This window comes from Shewanella sp. ENK2, from assembly GCF_043568515.1.
In the GTDB taxonomy this organism is placed as follows: Bacteria; Pseudomonadota; Gammaproteobacteria; order Enterobacterales; family Shewanellaceae; genus Shewanella; species Shewanella japonica.
The window spans coordinates 4,174,358-4,196,542 of sequence record NZ_CP171406.1 but is presented as its reverse complement, the minus strand read 5'-3'; the positions used below and the strand labels follow the sequence as shown (position 1 = coordinate 4,196,542).

18 protein-coding genes are annotated in these 22,185 nt (G+C 39.7%); 1 reads left to right on the top strand and 17 read right to left on the bottom strand.

The window, feature by feature from the left end; all coding sequences use genetic code 11:
* Nucleotides 1-172 precede the first annotated feature (172 nt).
* The 6 genes from ACGEDC_RS18335 to ACGEDC_RS18310 form a co-directional block, all read right to left on the bottom strand.
* Nucleotides 173-2,068 carry a CRTAC1 family protein gene (locus tag ACGEDC_RS18335; protein ID WP_394494943.1) on the bottom strand — a complete coding sequence of 632 codons (1,896 nt, stop codon included), beginning with the start codon at nucleotides 2,066-2,068 and terminating at the stop codon, nucleotides 173-175.
* A gap of 75 nt (nucleotides 2,069-2,143) precedes the next feature.
* Nucleotides 2,144-3,703, bottom strand: a complete 1,560-nt coding sequence (locus ACGEDC_RS18330; RefSeq protein WP_394494941.1) for a sulfatase family protein — start codon at nucleotides 3,701-3,703, stop codon at nucleotides 2,144-2,146.
* 97 nt (nucleotides 3,704-3,800) lie between these two features.
* Nucleotides 3,801-4,748 carry a HEAT repeat domain-containing protein gene (locus ACGEDC_RS18325; RefSeq protein ID WP_394494939.1) on the bottom strand — a complete coding sequence of 316 codons (948 nt, stop codon included), beginning with the start codon at nucleotides 4,746-4,748 and terminating at the stop codon, nucleotides 3,801-3,803.
* Nucleotides 4,749-4,849: 101 nt separating this feature from the next.
* Nucleotides 4,850-6,217, bottom strand: a complete 1,368-nt coding sequence (locus tag ACGEDC_RS18320) for a hypothetical protein (protein WP_119969546.1) — start codon at nucleotides 6,215-6,217, stop codon at nucleotides 4,850-4,852.
* A 177-nt stretch (nucleotides 6,218-6,394) separates the two neighbouring features.
* Nucleotides 6,395-7,915: a sulfatase-like hydrolase/transferase gene (locus ACGEDC_RS18315; protein WP_394494936.1), complete on the bottom strand. Its 1,521-nt coding sequence runs from the start codon at nucleotides 7,913-7,915 to the stop codon at nucleotides 6,395-6,397.
* A gap of 154 nt (nucleotides 7,916-8,069) precedes the next feature.
* Complete coding sequence (locus tag ACGEDC_RS18310; RefSeq protein WP_394494934.1) at nucleotides 8,070-9,608, bottom strand: family 16 glycosylhydrolase; 1,539 nt, start codon at nucleotides 9,606-9,608, stop codon at nucleotides 8,070-8,072.
* Nucleotides 9,609-10,393: 785 nt separating this feature from the next.
* Here ACGEDC_RS18310 and rsgA point away from each other — a divergent pair.
* On the top strand, nucleotides 10,394-11,419 hold the full coding sequence (gene rsgA, locus ACGEDC_RS18305) for a ribosome small subunit-dependent GTPase A (RefSeq protein WP_394494932.1): 1,026 nt from the start codon (nucleotides 10,394-10,396) through the stop codon (nucleotides 11,417-11,419).
* 135 nt (nucleotides 11,420-11,554) lie between these two features.
* Here the strand turns inward: rsgA and ACGEDC_RS18300 are convergent, their stop codons facing one another.
* The 11 genes from ACGEDC_RS18300 to ACGEDC_RS18250 form a co-directional block, all read right to left on the bottom strand.
* The gene (locus tag ACGEDC_RS18300) at nucleotides 11,555-11,971 is read right to left on the bottom strand and encodes a GNAT family N-acetyltransferase (RefSeq protein ID WP_055024043.1); all 417 of its coding nucleotides are present in this window, start codon (nucleotides 11,969-11,971) and stop codon (nucleotides 11,555-11,557) included.
* A 136-nt stretch (nucleotides 11,972-12,107) separates the two neighbouring features.
* Nucleotides 12,108-14,021, bottom strand: coding sequence for a S9 family peptidase (locus ACGEDC_RS18295; protein WP_394494929.1), 1,914 nt, complete (start codon nucleotides 14,019-14,021; stop codon nucleotides 12,108-12,110).
* Nucleotides 14,022-14,134: 113 nt separating this feature from the next.
* Nucleotides 14,135-14,572: a hypothetical protein gene (locus ACGEDC_RS18290; RefSeq protein WP_394494927.1), complete on the bottom strand. Its 438-nt coding sequence runs from the start codon at nucleotides 14,570-14,572 to the stop codon at nucleotides 14,135-14,137.
* A 9-nt stretch (nucleotides 14,573-14,581) separates the two neighbouring features.
* Nucleotides 14,582-14,791, bottom strand: a complete 210-nt coding sequence (locus ACGEDC_RS18285) for a hypothetical protein (RefSeq protein ID WP_080915633.1) — start codon at nucleotides 14,789-14,791, stop codon at nucleotides 14,582-14,584.
* A gap of 472 nt (nucleotides 14,792-15,263) precedes the next feature.
* Entirely contained in the window at nucleotides 15,264-16,790 is a 1,527-nt protein-coding gene (locus ACGEDC_RS18280; RefSeq protein ID WP_394494925.1) for a hypothetical protein, read from the bottom strand.
* A complete protein-coding gene (locus ACGEDC_RS18275; RefSeq protein ID WP_394494923.1) occupies nucleotides 16,787-17,548 on the bottom strand; it encodes a hypothetical protein in 762 nt (253 codons plus the stop codon). Before ACGEDC_RS18275 ends, ACGEDC_RS18280 begins: the two co-directional genes overlap by 4 nt.
* Entirely contained in the window at nucleotides 17,542-18,510 is a 969-nt protein-coding gene (locus ACGEDC_RS18270; RefSeq protein ID WP_394494921.1) for a VWA domain-containing protein, read from the bottom strand. Before ACGEDC_RS18270 ends, ACGEDC_RS18275 begins: the two co-directional genes overlap by 7 nt.
* 241 nt (nucleotides 18,511-18,751) lie before the next feature.
* Nucleotides 18,752-19,504, bottom strand: a complete 753-nt coding sequence (locus ACGEDC_RS18265) for a VWA domain-containing protein (protein ID WP_394494918.1) — start codon at nucleotides 19,502-19,504, stop codon at nucleotides 18,752-18,754.
* Nucleotides 19,497-20,000 carry a DUF4381 domain-containing protein gene (locus ACGEDC_RS18260; RefSeq protein ID WP_394494916.1) on the bottom strand — a complete coding sequence of 168 codons (504 nt, stop codon included), beginning with the start codon at nucleotides 19,998-20,000 and terminating at the stop codon, nucleotides 19,497-19,499. Before ACGEDC_RS18260 ends, ACGEDC_RS18265 begins: the two co-directional genes overlap by 8 nt.
* A complete protein-coding gene (locus ACGEDC_RS18255; RefSeq protein WP_394494914.1) occupies nucleotides 19,997-20,926 on the bottom strand; it encodes a DUF58 domain-containing protein in 930 nt (309 codons plus the stop codon). The genes ACGEDC_RS18260 and ACGEDC_RS18255 overlap by 4 nt, the downstream gene beginning before the upstream one ends.
* Nucleotides 20,927-20,935: 9 nt before the next feature.
* The gene (locus tag ACGEDC_RS18250; protein WP_394494912.1) at nucleotides 20,936-21,904 is read right to left on the bottom strand and encodes an AAA family ATPase; all 969 of its coding nucleotides are present in this window, start codon (nucleotides 21,902-21,904) and stop codon (nucleotides 20,936-20,938) included.
* Nucleotides 21,905-22,185: the final 281 nt, after the last annotated feature.

Sequence of the window (22,185 nt, the reverse complement as noted above, 5' to 3'; positions counted from 1 at the left end):
GTGTTTATTACCATTGAATACTGCGTCGCAATCATATAAGCCATAACTTCTTAGATTGAAAAACAGTGACTTATATCATCCTAAGCTATGATGATTATTTCACCAACCCTTATTACCAATAAAAACGCCCCGATATTATCGAGGCGTTGTTAACTTAGTCGTATTGATAGGTTTAGTTGACGACATTGATTTGATTCATGCTGATATTAGTTTGTTTTAGATTTTCACCATTAGTCCATTTAACATGAGCAGAGTCCACTTTTTCACAACTGCCTAGACCAAAGTGTAAATGCTTATTATAAGACTGAGTATACGGCGCTCCTGTTGCACCGACTTTACGTGAAAGAGTTTGGCCACATGCCTTCAATAACACCACAGCTCCCATAGCTGTGGCATCGTTTGATGGCGAATTGCCAATGTCTAGCACAACATAATTGGTATTGTCTTTCATTAGCGACTCATTTTTAAATAGGTGCCATTGACCCCGTTCATTAGCATAAATGATATCGACAAAACCATCCTTGTTATAATCAAAGCTATCACTGCCAGCACCTAGCGCGCCTAATTCTTTCGAGACGACTCCATGCCCTTTTGCAAGGGTAAACTGCCCTTGACCATTATTGAGCCATAACAATTGACTTGTTTCAGTTGATAAGTCACCTTGTTTTATGACTAATAAATCTTGATGTCCCGAATTATTAAAATCGGCAACGGTCACACTTGAAGTATGCTCGTTGAACGCTAAATTAGCTTTTTGAGTCACATCAACAAAACGTCCGTGTTTATTTTCTAATAGTAAATCAGTCGGTGCACTAGGTTGCACATTCGCATCATACTGTTTTACTCCTTTTATAACACCAGTGGTCGGCGAAAATGTATTACCAGCAATCCGCCAAGTGTCATTGCCTATATATCCGACATACATGCCTTTATTAGGTAGTTTATCCGGCCAACCTAAGGCATTACTGCTAACAAGTTTGACATTTTGGCCACGATGACGCTCACCTTCAAATTGATATTTATAAGTACCTTCACCCACAAAAATATCTTGGCTCGGATAAGGTGATTGATAGTTTTCTAACTCGAAAGTGTCGCCAATGACCAAGTCTTTAAACCGAAATTTGCCACGTTTTGTATAAAACGCAAAAGTGTTAGATTTTTCATCGAAAAAGGTGTCACCCGCTTCTAATGGCCTTGCTCTTGTCAGGTATAAATCAAAGTCGCCATCATTGTCATAATCTATTTCAGCAATACCAGTAACATGCCTAATATCCTGTTCAAATAAAGTATCGGTAACATCTTGGTATTGATAATCCCCTGTGCCTTTAAGGGCAATCAGTCTGTTATGACCATAAATTAATAAGTCATCTATCTGATCTTGATTAAAGTCCGTGATAAGTACCTTTTGTCCATCTTGATAGGTTTGAGGTAAATCTGTCACATGTACAATATTGCCTTTACCGTCATTTTTGTAGACAAAGTTTTCAGAATCGCTTTTAGGCTTAGGCCCTTTTGCTCTTGAAGGAAAACCCATTAAGAGCAGGTCTAGGTCGCCATTATTATTAGCATCAAAAAACTTACTGGTTCGGCCTCGTAAATTTTGTAGCGGTGGTTTAAATTCATTTCCCTCGATGATTTCACGGCCATTAAAATGGTAAAGCTTTGCATTGCGAGCATTAGAACCCGAGCCACCGCCACGTGAAATAAGTACGTCTAATTTGCCATCATTGTTGTAGTCACTTACACCAATACCATGCATATCACCGACAATCAGATCATAACCTTTGTCGTAAACGCCATTATTGTTCCAATATAGTTTGACGCTATATCCATGATCAGTCAGTAATAAATCCTGAAAGCCATCTTGATCAAAATCGGCAATGACTGGGTTATCCCATTTACGGCGATTCACTTTCTCTAGTTTGATGTCTTCGTGAGTGTCGCTAAATGACAGCAAAGGCTTCACATTATCGATGTTATTATTATCGTGGGTGGATTGACAGCCGCCTATAGCCATCATAACGGCAAGGCTAACAAGTGAAAGGGATCGCTTTGATAAATTATGCATTTGTACATCCTGCTGCAATGCATCACCGTAAGGGCTTACGATGATGACTTAACTAAACACGGAAAAGTGTGGTGATTACTTTTCGGTAGAGTAAGTTTTGTCAAAACGTGGCATGCCATGTAGACGCCATTCCGCTCCTTCAAAGTTTTCGTGAAACCATAAAGGCTGTTTATTATCCCAGCTCCACTTTTCCATCTCACGAACCATATCATTCAATTTATTGCGGTGCTTTGAACTGAGATCTTCAGTTTCGTTAGCATCAGTTTCGACGTTAAACAGTTTCCAGGGTTGTTGACTGTGTTTTACAGCTTTCCATTCATTACGTCTCACTGCCGCATCGCTATAGCCTTTGCGATGACGAAGGACATAAAATAATTCATCTTGATGAGGGTTTTTATTGGCACTGAATGCTGGCCAGATGTTCTTACCGTCTAAACGTTTCTGTTGCGGGACGTCAGCGCCAGCAAGCGCTGCAAAAGTGGGATACAAATCCAACGCTAAAACAGGATGTTCAAAACGTTGCCCTGATGCCACCTTGTCAGGCCAATGGAATAACATTGGCGTTCTGTAACCACCTTCATAAACACTGCCTTTACCTTCTTTTAAAGGATAGTTATTGGCGCCTTTACTTAACTTGCCGCCGTTATCACTCATGAAAACGATTAAAGTATTATTAAGCTGATCAGTTTTATCGAGCGTTTCAACAATCTGACCGACACCACGGTCAACTGCGTACACCATGCCAGCATAGGTTTTTCGTTTTTGGTCTTTGATAGTTGGAAATTGATCCATATCAGATTGTTTCGCCTCAAGTGGCACATGCGGTGCGTTATAAGCAAGATACAAGAAGAAAGGTTTATCATGCTTAGCGGCGTCTTTGACAAAACGGCTAGCTTCACGCGAAAGAGCATCAGTAATGTATTCGTTTTCGTCTACTTCTTTACCATTATGCTCAAGAGGTAAAATGTAGTGATTGATATTCGTATTCCCCTGCTTTAACTGCTCTGCATATTGCGCTTTGAATTGTTGTGGGAAATAATTGTGACCGCCTCCTGTGAATCCATAAAAGTCATCAAAACCACGAGCATTTGGATGGAATTCAGGCGCTTCGCCAAGATGCCACTTTCCAACAGCCCCGGTGTTATAGCCATTACTTTGTAATAGTTTACTAATAAACTGTTCTTCTAACGGCACCCCAACAAACGAGCCTTTAGTCGGTAAATTAAATTGAGAACCTATTTTATGCGGGTATCGCCCAGTCATGAGTGCTGCTCGACTTGGGCCACAAAATGGATGCGCGACATATGCCTGTGAAAAAGATGTCCCATTCGCTGCCAGTTGATCTAAATTAGGCGTTTTAATTTCCTTTGAACCATTAAAGCCGACATCGTTGTACCCAAGATCGTCAGTTAATATCAATAAAATATTAGGCTGTTTACCCTTCGTTATTTCAGTATTAGCATCAACCGATAACGCTGGTGCAGCTTCTGCCGATACAGAAATGGCCAGCATTGCCGTTGTTAACAGTGCAGTCATATTGTTAGTTGTGATATTACGCGTTAACGACTCCCCCATTAGCGCACCACGCCAATAACTCACAGCCTCAACTATATTATTTATCCGTTTATTGTTCATAACATCCATTTCTCTATCGCTAAGTTATTATTTATATTTAATATTTTTGCCAAATCTTCTCTGTAATGACACAAGGTATTACTGATAATTACTTCATTCAAATGACACCAAATTCATACAATAAAGCTTCAATATGTTGTTGATGCTCGGTAGATAAACTATGCCCATTTTGTGCGTGTAACATTGTTAAGGCATTAATTAATTGAGGATCATTCAATTGTCTTTGGCCTATCACTGTTAAGGCTGCATTACTGACATCGTTATCAACGTCAAACAAAGCTTGTTCAAGTAATTCAATCTCATCTTCTCGCTGTACAAGCCCAATCACTTCTATTGCCGCGGCTCTAACTTCAGCATAGGGAGAGTCGTAAAAAGGCAGATATTCCAGATTAAAAGACTGTGTTTCAGCGTCTGTCATTGCCCCTGTTTGACTAGTGAGTTGAATAGCACGCTTAATGTATTCAGGCTGTGTCATTGCATGTAATTGACGTCTTAACGCTTGTCGCTGCTCTGCGGTTATTTTATGTGAAAATTTTTGTTCCAATATTTCGAATGCGATTTCATCATCCGGGTTATCTAGTACAAAATTATATAACCCCTTGGCTACCTCTTCTTTAAAACCAGCACTTTCTTCAACTACGATGTTAATTGCTAAGCTTTTAGCTTGAGCATTTTTTATTGAATTTATTTCACCCATTAACTCAATAAGATTTAATTCCGTATGTAAATTGTTCAGTTTATTGTCTAATCCGACCAATAATTGGCAGCTTGTTGTAAATTCATTTATGGCATTATTTGGCAATGTATTAACATCAAACTCCGCGAAAGAACGACTCTGTAAAGCGCGTTTGTTTTCTTTGCTATTACCAAGATGCAATTCACTAGCTAAATGATGCGCTTCTTCAGCAGCGGTAATAAACTGATTTCCCTTTAAAGAAATAACGGCATATCGGTATCCCGCAATACTTGAAAATGAGCTGGCAACTAGGATGAGCAAAACCACAGTGAATGCACTTAGCTGAACTCGCTTGTTTGTGATATCCATATAGCCCCATCAAATATCAACAGTGCGGTAAAGTTAATTACCGCACTGGGTTATGTATTAATAACAAGCCAATATATGGTTTGCTTCACGGCAATTAAGCATTATTTATTAATCCAGGCTGTTGCAGGCTTATTGTTCAGCTTTATTGCATCTTCACGATAAAATACTTTCGTTGAACGCTCATAGTTGCCAGTTTTAATAATATTGGCATTTGAAATATCTATCCCAAAACGACCTTTAGCAGAGGTACCAACCGTATTGCGATTTAACGCCGAAGCTATTAACACTGGTGCCATTGGCTTGGTATGCCAACGACGTCCTGATGGATCGTTTGGAAAATCTGCAATTTTCGTTCTGCCAACACTTTCACTTGGTTCAACAAAATATTGTGAAGAGGCTCCAATATCTGCCAATGGTGTATTTTTGGTTTTAGTTAACGAAATACGCCCAGTAAACTTTGTTCTTTCAAAATAACCACGACTGAATGTATTAGAGTCGCTGGAATTGCTCATAATAGTAAAAGCACTATTCACGCCGCGAATGTTTGAGCCGGTAATGTCTGAACATATTTTTTGATGAGGTTTGAGGAACAAAGCTGCCATTCCTTCAGTGTTTTCAATATCAATCATCTTAATATCAGCGATGTTACCCACTCTTGGCCCAGCCTGATTTAAATAATCAGAAGGACGGCCACTACCAGGTTCTAACCTAATCGTTAACCCACCCTCAGCGTCTAAGTTTTTAAGACGCATTTTCTTACCACTAAATAGCTGAATTAGGGCATAGCCTGCTGCCACTTTGGTTGCAGAAATATTTTCTACTACGCCTTTTTCGGGGATCCGGCCATAAGTTGCGTTATTAGCCACCGTTCTTGCATCACTGTCTGCCACCATAAATAACGAAGGGAAAATAGAATAGTTATCTTTGATGTTAAAGTTTGATAATGCGAAGTTTTTGACATACCCCACTCTGACAGGAATAGCATTAGAGAAGATGGCACTTTTATTTACGTCTATATTAAAACGACCGCTACCCGTTGAGGTTATTTCAACATTCTGCATTAACGGCGCACGGGGACCTTGGCCATTGCGGTTTAAGTTAAATAGCACTTTATCTGCCATTTTAATGGTTTTGCCTGACTGAATTTCTAACCTTACATTCGCTTTAAGATCGATTTGAGCTAATTTGATGTCGTTGCCCATAACTTTAACAACACCGCCATTTGCTTTATTACTCGCACGGTTAATTGCAGCCTGCAGCTGACTCGTTTGCTGCGATGCGTTTCCTGATAAATTGACTGTTTCTGACGTTCCAGTCACTTTGTTAGTGAAATATCTTCCTTGATTACCAATACTTGCAGCTTCTGTTGACGTGCTATAAGTCATTGATGCAATAGAAAGCGTTAACATAGTTCCCATTAAACAATGCTGAATTGTTTTACCTATGCTTTGATTAATAACGCTATTCATAATGTCTCCTAATTGAAATTATTTTTACTGCTTTGCCAACATTGGAGCCGCAAAAACCCAGCTATTAGCCATTGGCCAAAAGCTGTTTCCAATCTAAAACAGGGGGTTAGTGGCAATGAATGCCGTGGTTTACGGTGATCAGTATTGTTATGTCAAACCGACCAACGTAAATTCTGTTTACAACATATCTTTCATATGTTGTTTAAATTTGGTGATAGCAGGATCATCGACTCTCACAAGCTCATCATGCATATACTTAACCATCTGTTTCAGTTGTTTTTTGTACTTAGGGTCGTTAATTGAATTTGTCATTTCATAGGGATCGTTTTTTAAGTCGTATAACTCATCTCGACTATCCCCAGGGTTCCATACAAACTTCATCTCTGGTGTTCTAATCGCTCGAATACCAAACCAGCCGCCGTTGTACCATTCGTAAGCATACAAAGCGATATCGGCTTTGTTACTATCAGCGATATCACCTTGTTCCATAAGGGGAACTAATGAACGGCCATCGACGTCCCCATCATTGGGTAATGTCATCCAATCAGCCAACGTAGGCGCGATATCTAACATAGACACTTGGCGTTCAATGATTTTGGGTTCGACATTCGGATCACGAATAATAAGTGGCATTCTCATGAGTTCGTCATAAGCATATGGGCCTTTATCGTATAGGTTATGCTCGCCTAACATACTGCCTTGATCGCCAATAACGATAATGCGTAAATCATCATACATACCAACTTCTTTTGCGGTTTTAATTAACTCACCAACCGCATGATCTATCATGGCAATCGCACCATAATAAAAGGTGCGTGACTTGCGCCAATCTTCATCGGTCATATGACTTACATCATGCCAAGGCCACCAAATATCATCTTGAGACATTGGTTTATTAACGCGTTCAACACCATGGTTTTTAGGAAGTTTTACGGTTTTAGGATCAAACATACTCGCGTAAGGTTCTGGCACACGGTATGGTGGATGTGGTTGTTCGAAGCTAATAATGCCAAAAAATGGCTCATCTTTTTTAGCCGCTGCTTTAAGCATTTTTTGCCCTTCTCGGACTTCCTTACCTGCTTTGGTATCCTCAAAAGTGCCTGGCATTGTGCGGTAATATTCGTGCTTTTCACCATTAGCATCGCGTTCACCACGTTTGAATTTAGCGATATTTTCTTTCGTTTCGTAAGGCGCCCATTGGCGACCATGACGCTCTACATCTTTATCATGACCATAAACAAACTCAGCCCCTCTTAACGCAGGGCCTTGTGCGCCAATATGCCATTTGCCAACATAGCCTACTTTATATCCGGCATCGACGGCACGTCTGATGACTCCACCTTCTTCGACACGCAGTTCGTCTAAACGAGAATGATACAGGCCAACGTTGTCATCAAGCCCCGTTTTATGTCCCCAGCGACCAGTAAACATCGCGGCTCTTGAAGGTGAACATAATCCCGTACTCGTCATCGCATTATCGAATCTGATGCCTTCGTGCGCTAATGCATCAATATTAGGGGTATTAACCGGGCCATCACGATAAGAGAATGTATCAAAGCGCATATCATCAAACATCAAAATCAACACGTCGGGCTGTTTCTCGCTATCCTTTGCGCTGACTTGTATCGGTAACACACTCAATGCCATGGCAGTGACACATGCAAGTGCTAGTGCTGTCGTTTTATTGTGAAATATCATAATCACTCTCTTGAGACCGCTCGATACATCAGACTTCAGTCAATCTCGTATATTACTGCGCTAACATACATTTTTATCTGCTATTAACGCGGTTTAAATCCATTAAAATTAGCCACATAACTAAATCATTATGTGGCTTTCCTTTCAGCTTAACTTATTGTTTAACGACTGAAATGTCGTCGATATAAAACAATGCAGACGCATCTTTAATCTGGCTTGGATCAACCGTGATTGTTAACTTAGCGTCATTGGCTACAGGCGCGTTAAGGCTGATATCTTGGCTTACTGTAATCCATTGTGCTTTGTGCGCATGGTCAATTTCGCTTAGATTGAATGGTGCTAAAACAAAGCCTGCATCATCACCATTTGCATTATTAACAGTCACGTTAAACTCACTAAGAGAGTTGCTAGTATCAACCCAAAGACGCATTGAGAAACGATAATCTCCTTTGTCTAATCTCACCGCTTTTTCAGGTGAACTAACCTTGATTAGCTCATCTGTAGCATCTTTGCCTGCGGCAATTTTAAGGCTACGTAAACCAGTGATTCGCTGTTCTTTAGTGATGGTTGCATAGTTTGCTGAGTTAGCATCAATATCCCAAAACTTTTGATATTGATTATTTTCAGAATTTTCAGGTACCAATTTAAGCGGACGTTTGTTTTCTTGGAACAGTATAGGCCCTTCAAATCCGAAGAATGCACGGTCGAGAAGTTCTGGGTTAGGCTTTTGCCATACTCGCATATAGTCAACTTCAAAATCAGCTGGAAGTTCTTCTTTATTAGGCATCCCTAACCAAGCAAAAATTTCAGAATCTAACCAAATTTCAAGCGGGTTATTAAGCACCCAACGATCGCCTAGCTCTTTTTGAGTAAAGCGTTGCAGTAATTTTCCATCAAGATATAAGTTTAAGTAATCTTCGCCCCACTCTGCTGCGTAAATATGAAACTCGTCAGCAACGCGATATGGTAAATTTTCCTTGTGATGGAATACACGAGTTGGACGTTTTGCTGGTGGGCTCCAATCATGAACAGTTGACTTAGATTGATCAGGTTTGATATCGCCAATGATTTTCGGATTACCGATTTGTTCATAAATATCTAACTCAGACTGATAACCAATGGCCCAGAACGCACTGGTCATTGAAGCGTTAACCGCTTTGGAACGTATTTCCATGTAGCCATTTAAAAAGCGTTTATTACTGACAATGGCTGCGGTTGTTATTGGCATAGGATCGCCATTAGCCAATGAACCATATTTCGCATCGACTTTGCCGTCAGCGTAGTTTTCATTAGCAAATTCAAAATCAGGTTCCCACTGACTACGTAATTTTAAAAAGCCGTCTTCAACAATCACATTATGAGGAGCAAACTGAGACGGTGCTCGACCTTTCCAAATGTAGTAATCACCGTTTGCCCCTTGGACAAACCACTTTTCTTGGTCAATTTCAGTGCCATCAAATTCATCACTGATTTCAGTATTAAGCACCCAACCACCTGAATTGGTTGGATCAGAGAAAGGCAAAATTTGAGTAGATGTTTCTTGTTCTACTGTTGCGCTATTTACAACAGACTCAACCTCTGCATTAGCTTCTTTATTTTGGCAAGCCATCAAGCTTTGAGATATACAAAGTACTAATGCAGTTTTTTTAAACATCGATTTGACCAATAGTGGCTTGGCAACGATAGACTTCATTGAAGGACGTCCTTTTAATTCAACCTTAATCATCTGAATAAATTAAGGAAATACTAGCTAATAATCATTCCACAGTTGCAATCTGTTATTACTAACGATTTTGTTTACAGATTTGTGAAACTTGTTAAATTAACCACTATGTAAACATATGATGTTTGCATTTGCAATATCTATTTTGAGTCATTTTTATTCAATTTGTTAAAGCAGAATAAATCATTTTTTCAAAATCATAGCATTACAACGATAAAATATCCCATGCTCAAAGAATAAAGATAAGATATTGTAATTAAAGACTTTATAAACTCAGTTTTTGCTTAGAAGGATATGTTTCAAAAGATACTAAGCGTAAATTTATTGCCTAATAACAAAGCATGTTCAGTTTTTTATCCTGGGTGGGGTTATGACATGTCAAATCACACTTGTGCTATTGTAGTGCAATTAATTAACACTACTGAGCAAAATACCATCAACTAGTCAGTTTGACATTTTCAGGCTTCAATTAGGCTACAAATTAAGCCGTCGTACTGATAACGTGTAGTATATTTGCTGCTCGCCCTGTATCGCTAGTTAAATTAGCTACCATAGTCACAAGTCGTTAATTCGTAATCTGATAACATGCTATTTATCGCGAGTAGTGACTCACGTAATGAGCACAGTTAAGCTGATGACTATACTTAACGTTACACCACATAAGACGCCTTATTAGGACAGTAAATGAGTGAATCCCCTTCATTAATACAACTCGGTTGGCAACCTTTTTTCAGCAACAATTATCGCTGGAAGAGATGGAATTAATTAGCAATGACAACGCAGATGATAGGCTAATTATTGGCCGAGTTATTGAACAACACCGTAGTGGCGTGATCGTACTCACCCCGAGCGGTCAATGGGCAATGTCGCAAACGGCACATCAAGCCAGTGTCACTGATAGATTGTGTGTTGGAGACTGGGTGTTATTTGATCAACAGCATAAGTTTGTTCGATTACTTGAGCGCAAATCAGTATTTCAACGAAAAGCGCCTGGTACTAAGGTTGAGTCGCAGCTTATTTCAGCTAATGTCGACAGTTTGTTCATTGTCTGCTCATTAAATAATGACTTTAATCTAAGTCGAATTGAACGATATTTATCGCTGGCCAATGAGTCACAAGTCACTCCTATTGTTATATTAACTAAAGCAGATCAGTGTGACGATGTGGCAGATAAAACTCAGTTAGTCCAATCATTGAATCCTTTAATGATGGTGCATTCAGTCAATGCTCTTGATGAAACCGAAATATTACCGCTACTCGATTATTGCAAGCAAGGACAGACTATCGCTTTGTTAGGATCTTCTGGCGTAGGGAAATCAACCTTAGTCAATGGATTATTGGGAAGTTCAACTCAGCTCACTAGCGCAATACGAGAAGATGACAGTAAAGGTCGTCATACAACCACATCAAGAGCACTTAAATGGATGTCTCGAGGTGATCAAAGTGGTGGATTAATACTCGATACCCCGGGGATGCGTGAATTACAGCTAGGTGCGTGTGAGCAAGGCGTCAGTGAAACATTCAGTGAAATAACACAACTTGCATCGCAGTGTCGTTTTTCAGATTGCCAACATCAAGCGGAGCCAGGCTGTGCAATTCAAGCCGCGCTTGCTTCAGGTGAGTTAACTGAAAGACGACTTATTAGTTACCAAAAACTAATGCGAGAACAAGCATTAAACGGGGCAACATTAGCGCAAAAACGCGCTAAAGATAAAGCCTTAGGGAAAATGATCAATTCAGTACAGACAGCATCTCGCTCTCGTAAAAAAGGCGATTATTAACTCGCTCAATACTGATATTTACCTAGGCCGTTTTTAATCAATAATTTACGAACCGATTATTGGCTTACCTAAACGAAAAATCAGTATTTTATCGACAAGTATCAATGTTTACTTGATGCCTTTAACGCTGAGTAGTTAGCCGTAATGCTTAAAAAGAAAATATTGTGCAGGACTTTTACCAAATGCAGGTGCAGAACCAATGACTTCAAATCCATGTCGTTGGTAAAACCCTGCCGCTTGAAATGCTAAGGTATCTACTTGAGCAGCTAGGCAACCACGTTCAATAGCAGCTTTTTCTGCCAGTATCATTAATTTATGGCCTAATCCCTCGCTGCGCAAAGTCTCATCTACCCATAACACATTGATTAAAAATTTTTGATATATCGTTCTACCTGCAATACCAGCAATGATCTTGTCATTTCCATCTCGCATTACAATAGTTAATGGCTTTGATAGCTCACTTCCCATATTCATTATGTTAAACGCTCTTACCCCATCAACCAGTTGGTCGACAATATCTGGGGCTTCAGAATGAATGATCTCCGTGTTCAATTGACATCCTTACTCTATAAGTGTGAGTGACTTAATAATGATTTTAGCTTTAATTTATTAAAAAGTACCTTGTATAACAACTAATAAAAAAGCCATTTGATAATCAAATGGCTTTCTAATCGCTTGCAACAATAGGCTATAAATACTGCTGTAAAAAGACTAAATATTTATTTGATGCACTAATACGGTTGTCTTTCTTACTAAAACCATGGCCTTCATCATCGAATACCAAGTAATCAACGTGTGTACCGCCAGCTCGAATAGATTCAACCATTTCATCACTCTCAATCTTCAACACTCTTGGATCATTTGCCCCCTGAACCACTAAAACAGGGCTTTTGACTTGATGACCAAAGAACACGGGTGAAATATTATGTAAGCGTTCTTTATCAGTGGCAGGATCGCCTAATTCATCATAAAGACTTTTTCTAAATGCTTCCCAGTAAGGCGGAATACTCTCTAAGGTTCTTACCCAATTAGTCACGCCGAAAATATTAATACCTACTTTAAACTCATCGGTAAACGCCATTGCCGCCATAGTAAGGTAGCCACCATAACTCCCTCCCATAACGCCAATTTTGTCAGCATCGACCCAATTTAAGGTTTGTAAGTATTTTTTGTTGAAAACCACATCTTGTAAATCATCTTCACCATGTCGTTTATCATCTAAATGAAAAAAGGTTTTACCATAACCACTTGAACCACGGTTATTAATTTTGATAATGGCGTAACCATTATTAACCAAATGCTGAACGGTTGCAGAGTAGCCCTTGCGAGATTGACCACCGGGTCCGCCATGAATATAGATTAACGCAGGTACCTTTTTAAACTCAGCTTGTTTGGGCTTATATAAAATTGCTGGTATCTCAAGTCCATCAAAGCTTTTAAACCTCACCACCTCACCAGTCACTAGGTTTTGCTCCAAAATTGCTGGATTACCAGAATTGGTCAGACGCTTTACAGATGAAGAACCAATGGTATGGCTGTATAAATTGGATGGTGAGGTATCAGAATTGATATAGAACACCATTGATTTAGAATCTTGTGAAAAGTTAACGCCACGTAAATCGCCGCTTGGAAGCTTAGGTAATGACAGCTCTTTTTGCTCGACAAGATCAGTGATGGTTAATTGCGTTTGTGCGTCAGCATTAATCCCAGTAACTTGATATCGACCATCTTTTGAGAAATAACTAAAACTAACATCCCAATCCGCTTTGTAATTAACTTTATGAGAACCCGTTGCAATGTCATATGCCCACGCTTGCTTAAACTCACCAAATTCGTTAGTTGAATATAATAGTTGCTCGTTATCTTTAGTAAACGTGTAGGCGGAATAAGAAACGTTACCTTGGTGCTCGGTAATTAAACGAGGTTTGGCCATCTTCAAGCGTAAATCAACGAGATACAAGTCAGTATTACTGTTTGAATGGTCTTTACTCAATACAATGAATCGGCCATTTGGACTCATGGTTTCAACGGTATAACCTAAATCGTTTTTGTACACTAAGTTACGGCTGTAGTCGTCAGTGTTGTATTGATAAATATCAAAGTATTTAGCATCACGTTCATTGGTCAACGCAAAGAAAGACTCAGCATTTTCATGCCAGGATAACATCACGGCTTTGAGGCCCTCACCTGGAGTGAGATCGATTTGATTCCCTTCGACATCTTGTACAAACAAATGATCTAACTCATCCCCTCCTTTATCGGCACTAAACAAAAAGCGATTGTCATTGGGAAACCAAGATTTTACAAATACTGACTCTTCTGTGGAAAATGTTAATTGAGTGATTTCAGAGCCGTCTACAGGCACTTTGTAAGCATTAAATATCCCTGTTTTATCATTACTTACCAGTACTGCAGTGCCATCATGGTTGATAGAAGAGCCGAACACACTGGTGGTTTTATAAAAGTCCTCAGCAGTATAAGTTTTAAAAACACTTTGCGCTGGTGGGGATATTTGTGGGGTGACTTGCACTTGCTTATCAGCAGTCGAGCAGCCTGTGAGCATTAGCGTTATCACTGCACTACTAATCAATGTTTTCAGCATAATATGTCCTTATTTTGCGTGAAAAAGGGTTAACTTACTAACGTAACGACTCTGAACGTTAATATACTGTTAGTTAACCTAGCACTGAGTTACTGCTATAGCGAATATTTTACTTATTTCTGATTATTTAGGACTCGTTGAATTTGTTGTTTCTCTTGTTTTGACAGGGCTTGATAATCTCTTGGGTAAGGCCAGCCGTAACCCCAACGATAGGTTGTTGGAAAATATGGACTGCCACCAACTCTCACACCTGCAAGCATAAGGCTAGCTATATGCGGTTGGCCAAGGTTGGCGACGCATTGCTTTAAGCGTTGATCTGATTCAAGGCGTTCCTTGGCCGTACCGCCCTGCCAATAGTCAAAATCATGTGCAGTACAACATGCAAGCCATAATTGATTGTCGGCCAAAGTGCCATCGGGGAAAACACTACAACCATCAGAGGTAAATGGCACGATATCATCCGCATGAGCATAATTTACGAGGGGTTGTGCGATAAAAATAGAACTTACCAACAGGTAAACCCAAGCTCGATAATGGTGTTGTCTAAACATATAACGGCCTTACAAAATCATTAAAAACTGTGCAGCTGAACTGTTCGCTAAAGAATTAACATAAAAATCAGCATAAGAATCAGCATTTGAATCAAGAACGAGTTGGGCCGTTTGCTCTGGAATATGGAATTCAATTAGCGCTGCAATGACAAAAAACACTAAAAACGTCACTGCCAATGCTGCAAAAATAACCACAATAAATCGTAAAACGCTAGACATACATTCTCAGTTAACATCATGTTTCATACTGTACTGTCAAAACTAAACGACAATAAGCATCAATTAAAAGTAAGTGTTTCACTAACACCAATCAAACTCACCAATCAGGCCAATTAATCACGCCAATCATAACTGAAGATAAAGCATCATTGTCGGTGAGGTGAGACAGCCTAAAAACTCAATATATCACAGTTAATGAATCAGTTGAGCGTTGCAGTTAGTCAGTTATTTAGGCCAAAGACTGTTCGTATGGATTGATATTCACAACTTTTAATAGCACTGACAATGATAGAGATACTTAACATTCAGAATAAGTGAAAAAGTGTAGCTTGACTTTTGGTTCAAAAATATTGATTACAGAATGGATACCTCATTAAAAAACGCGTATAAAAACAAGCGCCACTTACCTTACTTGCCCCGAGCACTTACCTATAACTTTAAATAATCAGATAACCCGCTACTGCTATTGTGATTAATTTAATTTTATTGCACTAGCAGAAATATCGCCACTTCCCTTACTCTGGTTATATTTTAGCAATACCGTCACCTGTAATAAGGTATTAAACTGTTCATCTGTTAGCGGTGCAGCAGTATCTATTGAGTATGTTTGAGTTAATAACCGCTCTAGCAGTGAATATTTTTCACTGTCAGATTTGTAAAACTGTTTGAGACTCAGAATAATGTCATTATTTAAATGACTATTATCTAGGCCTCTTTCATTTGAGTGATGATGATTTAACAATGAAACTGCTGAACCAATTTTTGATAATTGCGCATCTTGATATTCAATATAGCGGTACAACAATTGACACACTTTAGCGTAATTTCCTTGCTCATATTCCTGTCGTAAGCTTGCTTGTAATTGCTTAATTTCATACTGAGATAAAGATAAATATAACGCCTTAAGGTTAGTGCGATACGGGGCAAGTCGCGTTAGCACGTAAATCAGAATGAATAGGCTGACAATCACTAAACTATATTTACTCAACCACGCTTTAAATGATGAAGCGGTGCCATCACTGCTCGCGCTTATAGCGCCACCTTTGACTACCCAAGTTACTGAAGGCACAGTGAGTTCTGTTACCTCATTTTGTTGTAAGTTATACCAATACAAAACTTGCTTAGGCGTAGTAAACTCACCTGCTTGTTCAAATATATAACTCGTCGTTTGCGACATTATGCCAGTTAATTCACCTCGGTTAGATTTATCACTGAGTTTACTGGGTTGCTGGTAAACACTTAACCCACTCAATTTTGTTTGTGCTAATACTGGTAACATCATTGCAGGGACACCTTTTGCAGTTATAGAAACCGTTTGGGTGACTGCATCCCCGACATTAAACGTTCTCGCTACGTCTGTTATATCGAGTACTTCATTGCCGATATCATGCTTTACAGACAGTGTGACAGAAGGTGAAACAATTAAGTTATCTTCAACCTCAGTTGTAAAACCTACACCTGTATCCAGTTCTGTAACCACTTGTGGCATTCTAGCTTCAATTTGAAAGTCGTCAGTTTTAAGTACGCCTTCAACAATGCCATATTCTGTATTAACCGATGCAAATACATCAAAAGCTGGCAGCTCATAAACGCCCTCTTGCATGGGATATAAGGTTATTTCTCGAATAATGTATGTCCATGTTTGGCCATTAATCTTTTTTGTTCCTGTAATCGATGAACTCGAAGTAGGTAAAAAGACAATATCTTTATAAGCAGGAGGCGTTACATGAACGCCTTTTGAAAACCAGCGATCGCTGGACACTTCAACTTGAACAATAATAGGTTGTTTAACGACAAAAGGAGCTTTACTTTGAACACGAATCTCGATGCTTAGTTGATTCTTATCTATCAAGGACTCAAGTGTGATACTTGAGTCTGCAGATTCAACAGCTTGGCTAAATTTAGCCACGCTAAAGCTATAAAGGACTAAAACTAGCAAAAGTAAAAGTTTAAACAGCAATATCTGCCTTGTAAAAACATCGCAGAGAAAAGACATCATTGACTCTCCTCATTGGTGGTTAACGGTCGCGAGTTTAGCGATGTTGGGGCAGTTTGCATTTGAAATTTATTCGCTAGGAACCGCGCAGGATCTTTTTGAACTTGTCTTAACCACATTTCATTTAACTTAGGGTCAAGCAACAACTGACTTGCGTCATAATGCTCAGCTACCTTTAACACCATTTCTTTTTTCTTAGCACCATCACCAGTTTGCGGATCGTCACCTAGCTCTTGTGGCGAGTCTCCTGCTTCACCCTGCTGGCTTTCAGCTATGCGATTCACTTCATCAATAATGCCTTGAACAAGGGCTAAATTATGCTTCGCTTGCTTATTATTTGGTGCAGTTTGTAATACTTGTTGATAGATATTTTTAGCTGCTACATATCGCCTTGCGTGCGCTAATGCATTGGCACGAGCAATTTGATCTATTTCATCTTCAAACTGGTCATATAAAATAGCAGATTGATCAAATTCTTCTGCGCCATACAAACTGAATGCTTGCCAGCGTACAAGACTAAAATGATTACTCGCTTGCTGGTAATAACCCATATTAAACAGCAACATTCCTTGTTGATCTCGAGTTAGCCATAAATCAGCAAAAGATTGAGGTTTTAAAATAGCGAATAAAGCGCCAATAATGATAATAAAAACCATTATTCGAGTGCGCCACTTTGTATACCATGCAGATACTTTCGACAACGAACTCACAATCATCATGGTGAGTTCATTTACGATAAATTTGATCGACGAATTTACCATTGCAGTGTCCACCCTCGTCTAAACCAGAGTAAATATATTGCTGCAATGATATACACCAACCAATAGCCAGCATCTAACCAAGGCCGGCTTTCATCTTCACTAATAACGAGATTATTATTTATATAGCCATTTACCTTTTCGATATCTTGTTTATCGTCAGTCAGTATAACTATCCGTCCACCAGCCTTATCTGTAAGGGTTTCTAATCGCTCTTGCTGCATTGGAATAATGGTTGAGCCGGATTCAAGCGAGCTCGCATTATCACGCCCTATCGCCCAAACCACTAACTGATGTTGTGCCTCGGAAAAATAGGTGTCAAAAGCGCTAAATGCATTATCACTGGTGCCATCGGTAATGAATAAAATGGTTCCAGGGGTTTGAGTTGCTTCAAGTAATCCGTTGGCAATCGGTAAAACAGTCTGTGGTTGCTTCCCTGAATTAGGCATTATCTTAAAACTCAGTGAATCTAAAAACTGCTTTATCATCTTGCTGTCATTAGTTATCGGCATCACTGTATGTGCCGAGCCTGTGTAAGCAATCAGTGCTGTATTGGCATCACCGCGAACAGCCAATAACTCAATTACTTTCTGTTTCGCACGTGTTAAGCGTGTAGGTAATACATCCGTTTGCTCCATCGTTTCAGATAAATCTAACGCAATAATCAGCGCTGACTTATCTTCTGTAAATGGGCTTGGTTGCTGTTTCCATGTTGGACCTACTAAAACCAATACACTGATAATGCCTAAAACTATGGTCAAATTTAAAGGTGAAATAACCCGTTGATTATCCCCTTTGACTGTCAATGTTTGTAAAATTTTAGCTGACATATACTCATGCCAATTCACTAAATTATCCTGACGGTACTTTAAACGATAAACAATATATGCCAGCGGTAATAAGGCTAATAGCCACCAAGGTCGGAGTAAATGAAAGTGCTGTAATTGGATTAACCATTGCTCCATTAGTTAGCCCCTTTTTTCACATTAGGGAAACGCAAGGTGACGATTAACAACGACACTAGATACAAACCTAAAAACAGTGCAATGGGAATATAATGAATACTGGTTTTTGGCCTAAAGGTTTGTGACTCGAATAACTCTGGCTCTAAGTCATTAATCGCTTCATAAACATTTTCAAGCGCTTGTGTATCAATAGCTTGAAAACTTTGCCCGCCTGTTATTGTGGCAATATTTTCTAGTACAGCTATATCAACTTTTTCTTCACCAACTGCGATAGGATCACCAATGGCAATGGTGTAAATTTTGATATTAGAGGCCGCAGCAACCTTTGCAGCTTCAACAGGGGGACTTTCGAAGCGGTATCATTTCCGTCGGTAAGCACAATAAGCACTCTATTTTGTGTCTCATGGCTGTTAAACACGCTAATGGATAACCCAATGGCATCTCCAAAAGCGGTACTTTGTCCAGCCATCCCAACTTGCGTGTCATTCAACAGTGTTAACCATGTATCTAAATCATTGGTAAATGGCGCTTGAAGGTATGGCGCATCGCCAAAAAGAATCAGCCCTAACCTGTCACTGTCGCGCTGACTGACAAACTTACGTAAAACCTGTTTTACTGCCGTTAATCTATCAACCTTGTTAGACTGATTTTCTGGCAATACAAAATCTTCTACCGCCATAGATCCTGATAGATCTACTGCAATCATTAAGTCTCTAGCCGACTTTTGCTGGGTGACGGGTGTTCCGATAACTTCAGGTTTGGCCATCGCGACAACAATGCATAGCCAAGCAAGTATTAACAGCAATTTTTGAATATGCTTTCTTGACAGTATTACCGCCCCTTTTTGCGGTTTCTCACCTGTAATATCAACTAACTGTTCAAAGTACGGCACTTGAATAGAGCTGCGCTTTTCTTTATAAGCAGGCGCAATAAAATACATAATGACTGGGGCAAGCAGCAAAACAAAACATAGTGGGTAAGCAAACTCAATCATACTCACCTCGATGTTGTTTTATCCAAATTCGTATCTGGTTAATTAACTTCGTCATCTGTGCCGTATTCACTTCTAAAGCAGAATCATAAGCTAACTCATGTAATGTAAAGCCGATATCTTCAAACTTGGCTTGAGGACATTGCTTACTCAACCACTGTGTCCATTCATCAGCAGATAATGTTGCAATTTCGGTGCGCTTATAACCGCCTAAAGCGGTTTTACGAACAAGATTCGGTAATTGACGATAGATAGGTTGAGCAGATAATTGTTCAAAGGGAGGTAATAAGTTTAACCATGCTATCGCATCACGACGATACTGATTATGCTGGTATAAACGCCAAGCAAAATACAGTCTACGACAAACAAGCGTAAGGCCGATTAGTGCAACAACCTGCCAGCCAATAGTTTGTGGCCACCAGCTAATGGCATTGGGCGCATCTGTTTCAATTAAGTCTTTTACAATACTACTGCCCCACGTATCACCAAATTGAGTCATTCACCACCTCGGCGAAACGCATTGATCAACTGAGTGCTAACAGGGTCAACGGTATTAATGGTCAATAAAGGTACGCGATATTTACGGGCGGTTTGCGCATATAAAGTCAATTTTGACTCTATTTGTTGTTGATATTGCTGCTGAGTTTTGCCTAAAGCATCAAATTGGATTTGAAGTTTTCCATCACTGACGACCATTTGCGCCATACTCGGTAATTTTTGCTCTAACGCATCAATAATGTTGCAGGCGATCACTTCATTATGGCGTCTGATATTCTTCATTAAATATGTTGTTTTATCGTTCCAACCATTACCATCACCAATATAAATAATTAACGAGTCGTGACCACAAACTTGTGCTGTTTTATGCCAGCTTTGATTCAGGCTGTCACTGGCATGAGAGCTATTGTTGCTCGCACCTAATTGATGATTTTGTTTTACTATCGATTTAAAGATTTGCGCAAGATGCTGACCGCCTCTTTTGGCAGGAATAACCGACGCAGAATCATCATTAAATACCAACGCGCCAATTCGATCGCCTGCACCAACAATGCGCCAACCAATCAGTGCTGCTAACTCGGCACAAATTACTGATTTCATTTTGCCTTTACTTCCAAAAAACATCGCAGCACGTTGATCGACAATCAAATATACGTTGCGTTCTCGCTCTTCGGTATAGACTTTTATATGGGGTTTACCTGTGCGTTTAGTGACTTTCCAATCCATGCAGCGGATATCGTCACCTGGACGATAATGCCGGAGTTCTTCAAAATTTAATCCACGACCACGTAACTTAGATGAATAGCGCCCATTTAAGACACTGTTTACTGCTTGGCGTGGAGAAAAGTTAACCCCTACAGCTTGGTATTGCAGCTTTCTAAGTTGCTCAATAGAAACATAAATATCACTGTCAGATTTATCCATCATAAAGCTCGACTAGGCCGCTATCACTTGACGTAATATTTCATCGATAACCTGATCAGGCGTTACCCCATCGGCAATTGCATCGTAGCTAAGTACCAAACGATGACGCAATACACCATGTACTATTGAGCGTACATCGTCAGGATCGACAAAGGTTTTACCAGCAAGCCATGCCGAGGCACGAGCACATTTATCTAACGCAATACTGGCTCTAGGACTTGAACCGACTGATAACCATTGAGCCAAGGGAGAATCTGGATAACGAGAAGGTTGACGAGTGGCCATCACAATAGCAACTATATAAGCGGTTATTGCATCACTCATATGAATTTGATGAATAAGATCTCGTGCAGTAAAGATATGAGTAGGATCTATCGGTGCCGGTTTGTCTACTGATAAGGCTTCTTCAGCACGCACTAACTCAATAATTTTTACTTCAGTCTCATCATCGGGATAATCCAACAAGACTTTCATCATAAAGCGATCCATTTGCGCTTCAGGCAAAGGATAAGTTCCTTCTTGCTCAATTGGGTTTTGAGTCGCAAGCACCATAAACAGTTTAGGTAGCACATGGGTTTTACCTGCCACAGTGATTTGCCTTTCTTCCATTGCTTCAAGCAGTGCCGCTTGCACTTTAGCTGGGGAACGATTGATTTCATCAGCCAATAGTAAGTTGTTAAATACTGGCCCTGGTTGAAAAGTCAGCGTGGATTTTCCTTCAACCTCTTGATAAATCTCAGTCCCTGTCACATCAGATGGCAATAAGTCGGGTGTAAATTGCACACGCCCTAAGCTCACTTCTAACGCATTTGAAAGCGCTTTGATTGAACGAGTTTTAGCCGTGCCAGGTAAGCCTTCTAGCAACACATTACCATTCGTTAATAAGGATAATATGAGCGCATCGACAACATGTTCTTGTCCAATGACTGATGCTTGAATACTTTGCTTTAAGCGTTGAATTTCATCAAAACAAACAGTCATAAATCACCTTTGTAAATTATCGTTGAGTTAGCGTGTAATGTCGTTGAAATTTGAATGTACAACTGAATAGTGAGCCACAGCTTTATGCCCATGGACTGTGGTGAACACAATGAAGAAACGATAAAGAAGACCATTCAAAATCCTTATGAAAGTTCTTGTATCTAGAAAGGAAAAATAAAACTCGTGCAACTTATTAGCGAGTGCAACCTAATGAAATTGAAAAGCTAGCCATTCGGCGTTATCAAGACACAGTGTGATACTTGCGCCTTAGTCTAGTCCAT

What these genes read in the sequence shown, in the direction of transcription:
- ACGEDC_RS18335 (WP_394494943.1), bottom strand. Translation starts at nt 2,068, where the DNA reads ATGCATAATTTATCAAAGCGATCCCTTTCACTTGTTAGCCTTGCCGTT.
- ACGEDC_RS18330 (WP_394494941.1), bottom strand. Translation starts at nt 3,703, where the DNA reads ATGAACAATAAACGGATAAATAATATAGTTGAGGCTGTGAGTTATTGG.
- ACGEDC_RS18325 (WP_394494939.1), bottom strand. Translation starts at nt 4,748, where the DNA reads ATGGATATCACAAACAAGCGAGTTCAGCTAAGTGCATTCACTGTGGTT.
- ACGEDC_RS18320 (WP_119969546.1), bottom strand. Translation starts at nt 6,217, where the DNA reads ATGAATAGCGTTATTAATCAAAGCATAGGTAAAACAATTCAGCATTGT.
- ACGEDC_RS18315 (WP_394494936.1), bottom strand. Translation starts at nt 7,915, where the DNA reads ATGATATTTCACAATAAAACGACAGCACTAGCACTTGCATGTGTCACT.
- ACGEDC_RS18310 (WP_394494934.1), bottom strand. Translation starts at nt 9,608, where the DNA reads ATGAAGTCTATCGTTGCCAAGCCACTATTGGTCAAATCGATGTTTAAA.
- rsgA (WP_394494932.1), top strand. Translation starts at nt 10,394, where the DNA reads ATGGAATTAATTAGCAATGACAACGCAGATGATAGGCTAATTATTGGC.
- ACGEDC_RS18295 (WP_394494929.1), bottom strand. Translation starts at nt 14,021, where the DNA reads ATGCTGAAAACATTGATTAGTAGTGCAGTGATAACGCTAATGCTCACA.
- ACGEDC_RS18290 (WP_394494927.1), bottom strand. Translation starts at nt 14,572, where the DNA reads ATGTTTAGACAACACCATTATCGAGCTTGGGTTTACCTGTTGGTAAGT.
- ACGEDC_RS18285 (WP_080915633.1), bottom strand. Translation starts at nt 14,791, where the DNA reads ATGTCTAGCGTTTTACGATTTATTGTGGTTATTTTTGCAGCATTGGCA.
- ACGEDC_RS18280 (WP_394494925.1), bottom strand. Translation starts at nt 16,790, where the DNA reads ATGATGTCTTTTCTCTGCGATGTTTTTACAAGGCAGATATTGCTGTTT.
- ACGEDC_RS18275 (WP_394494923.1), bottom strand. Translation starts at nt 17,548, where the DNA reads ATGGTAAATTCGTCGATCAAATTTATCGTAAATGAACTCACCATGATG.
- ACGEDC_RS18270 (WP_394494921.1), bottom strand. Translation starts at nt 18,510, where the DNA reads ATGGAGCAATGGTTAATCCAATTACAGCACTTTCATTTACTCCGACCT.
- ACGEDC_RS18265 (WP_394494918.1), bottom strand. Translation starts at nt 19,504, where the DNA reads ATGATTGAGTTTGCTTACCCACTATGTTTTGTTTTGCTGCTTGCCCCA.
- ACGEDC_RS18260 (WP_394494916.1), bottom strand. Translation starts at nt 20,000, where the DNA reads ATGACTCAATTTGGTGATACGTGGGGCAGTAGTATTGTAAAAGACTTA.
- ACGEDC_RS18255 (WP_394494914.1), bottom strand. Translation starts at nt 20,926, where the DNA reads ATGATGGATAAATCTGACAGTGATATTTATGTTTCTATTGAGCAACTT.
- ACGEDC_RS18250 (WP_394494912.1), bottom strand. Translation starts at nt 21,904, where the DNA reads ATGACTGTTTGTTTTGATGAAATTCAACGCTTAAAGCAAAGTATTCAA.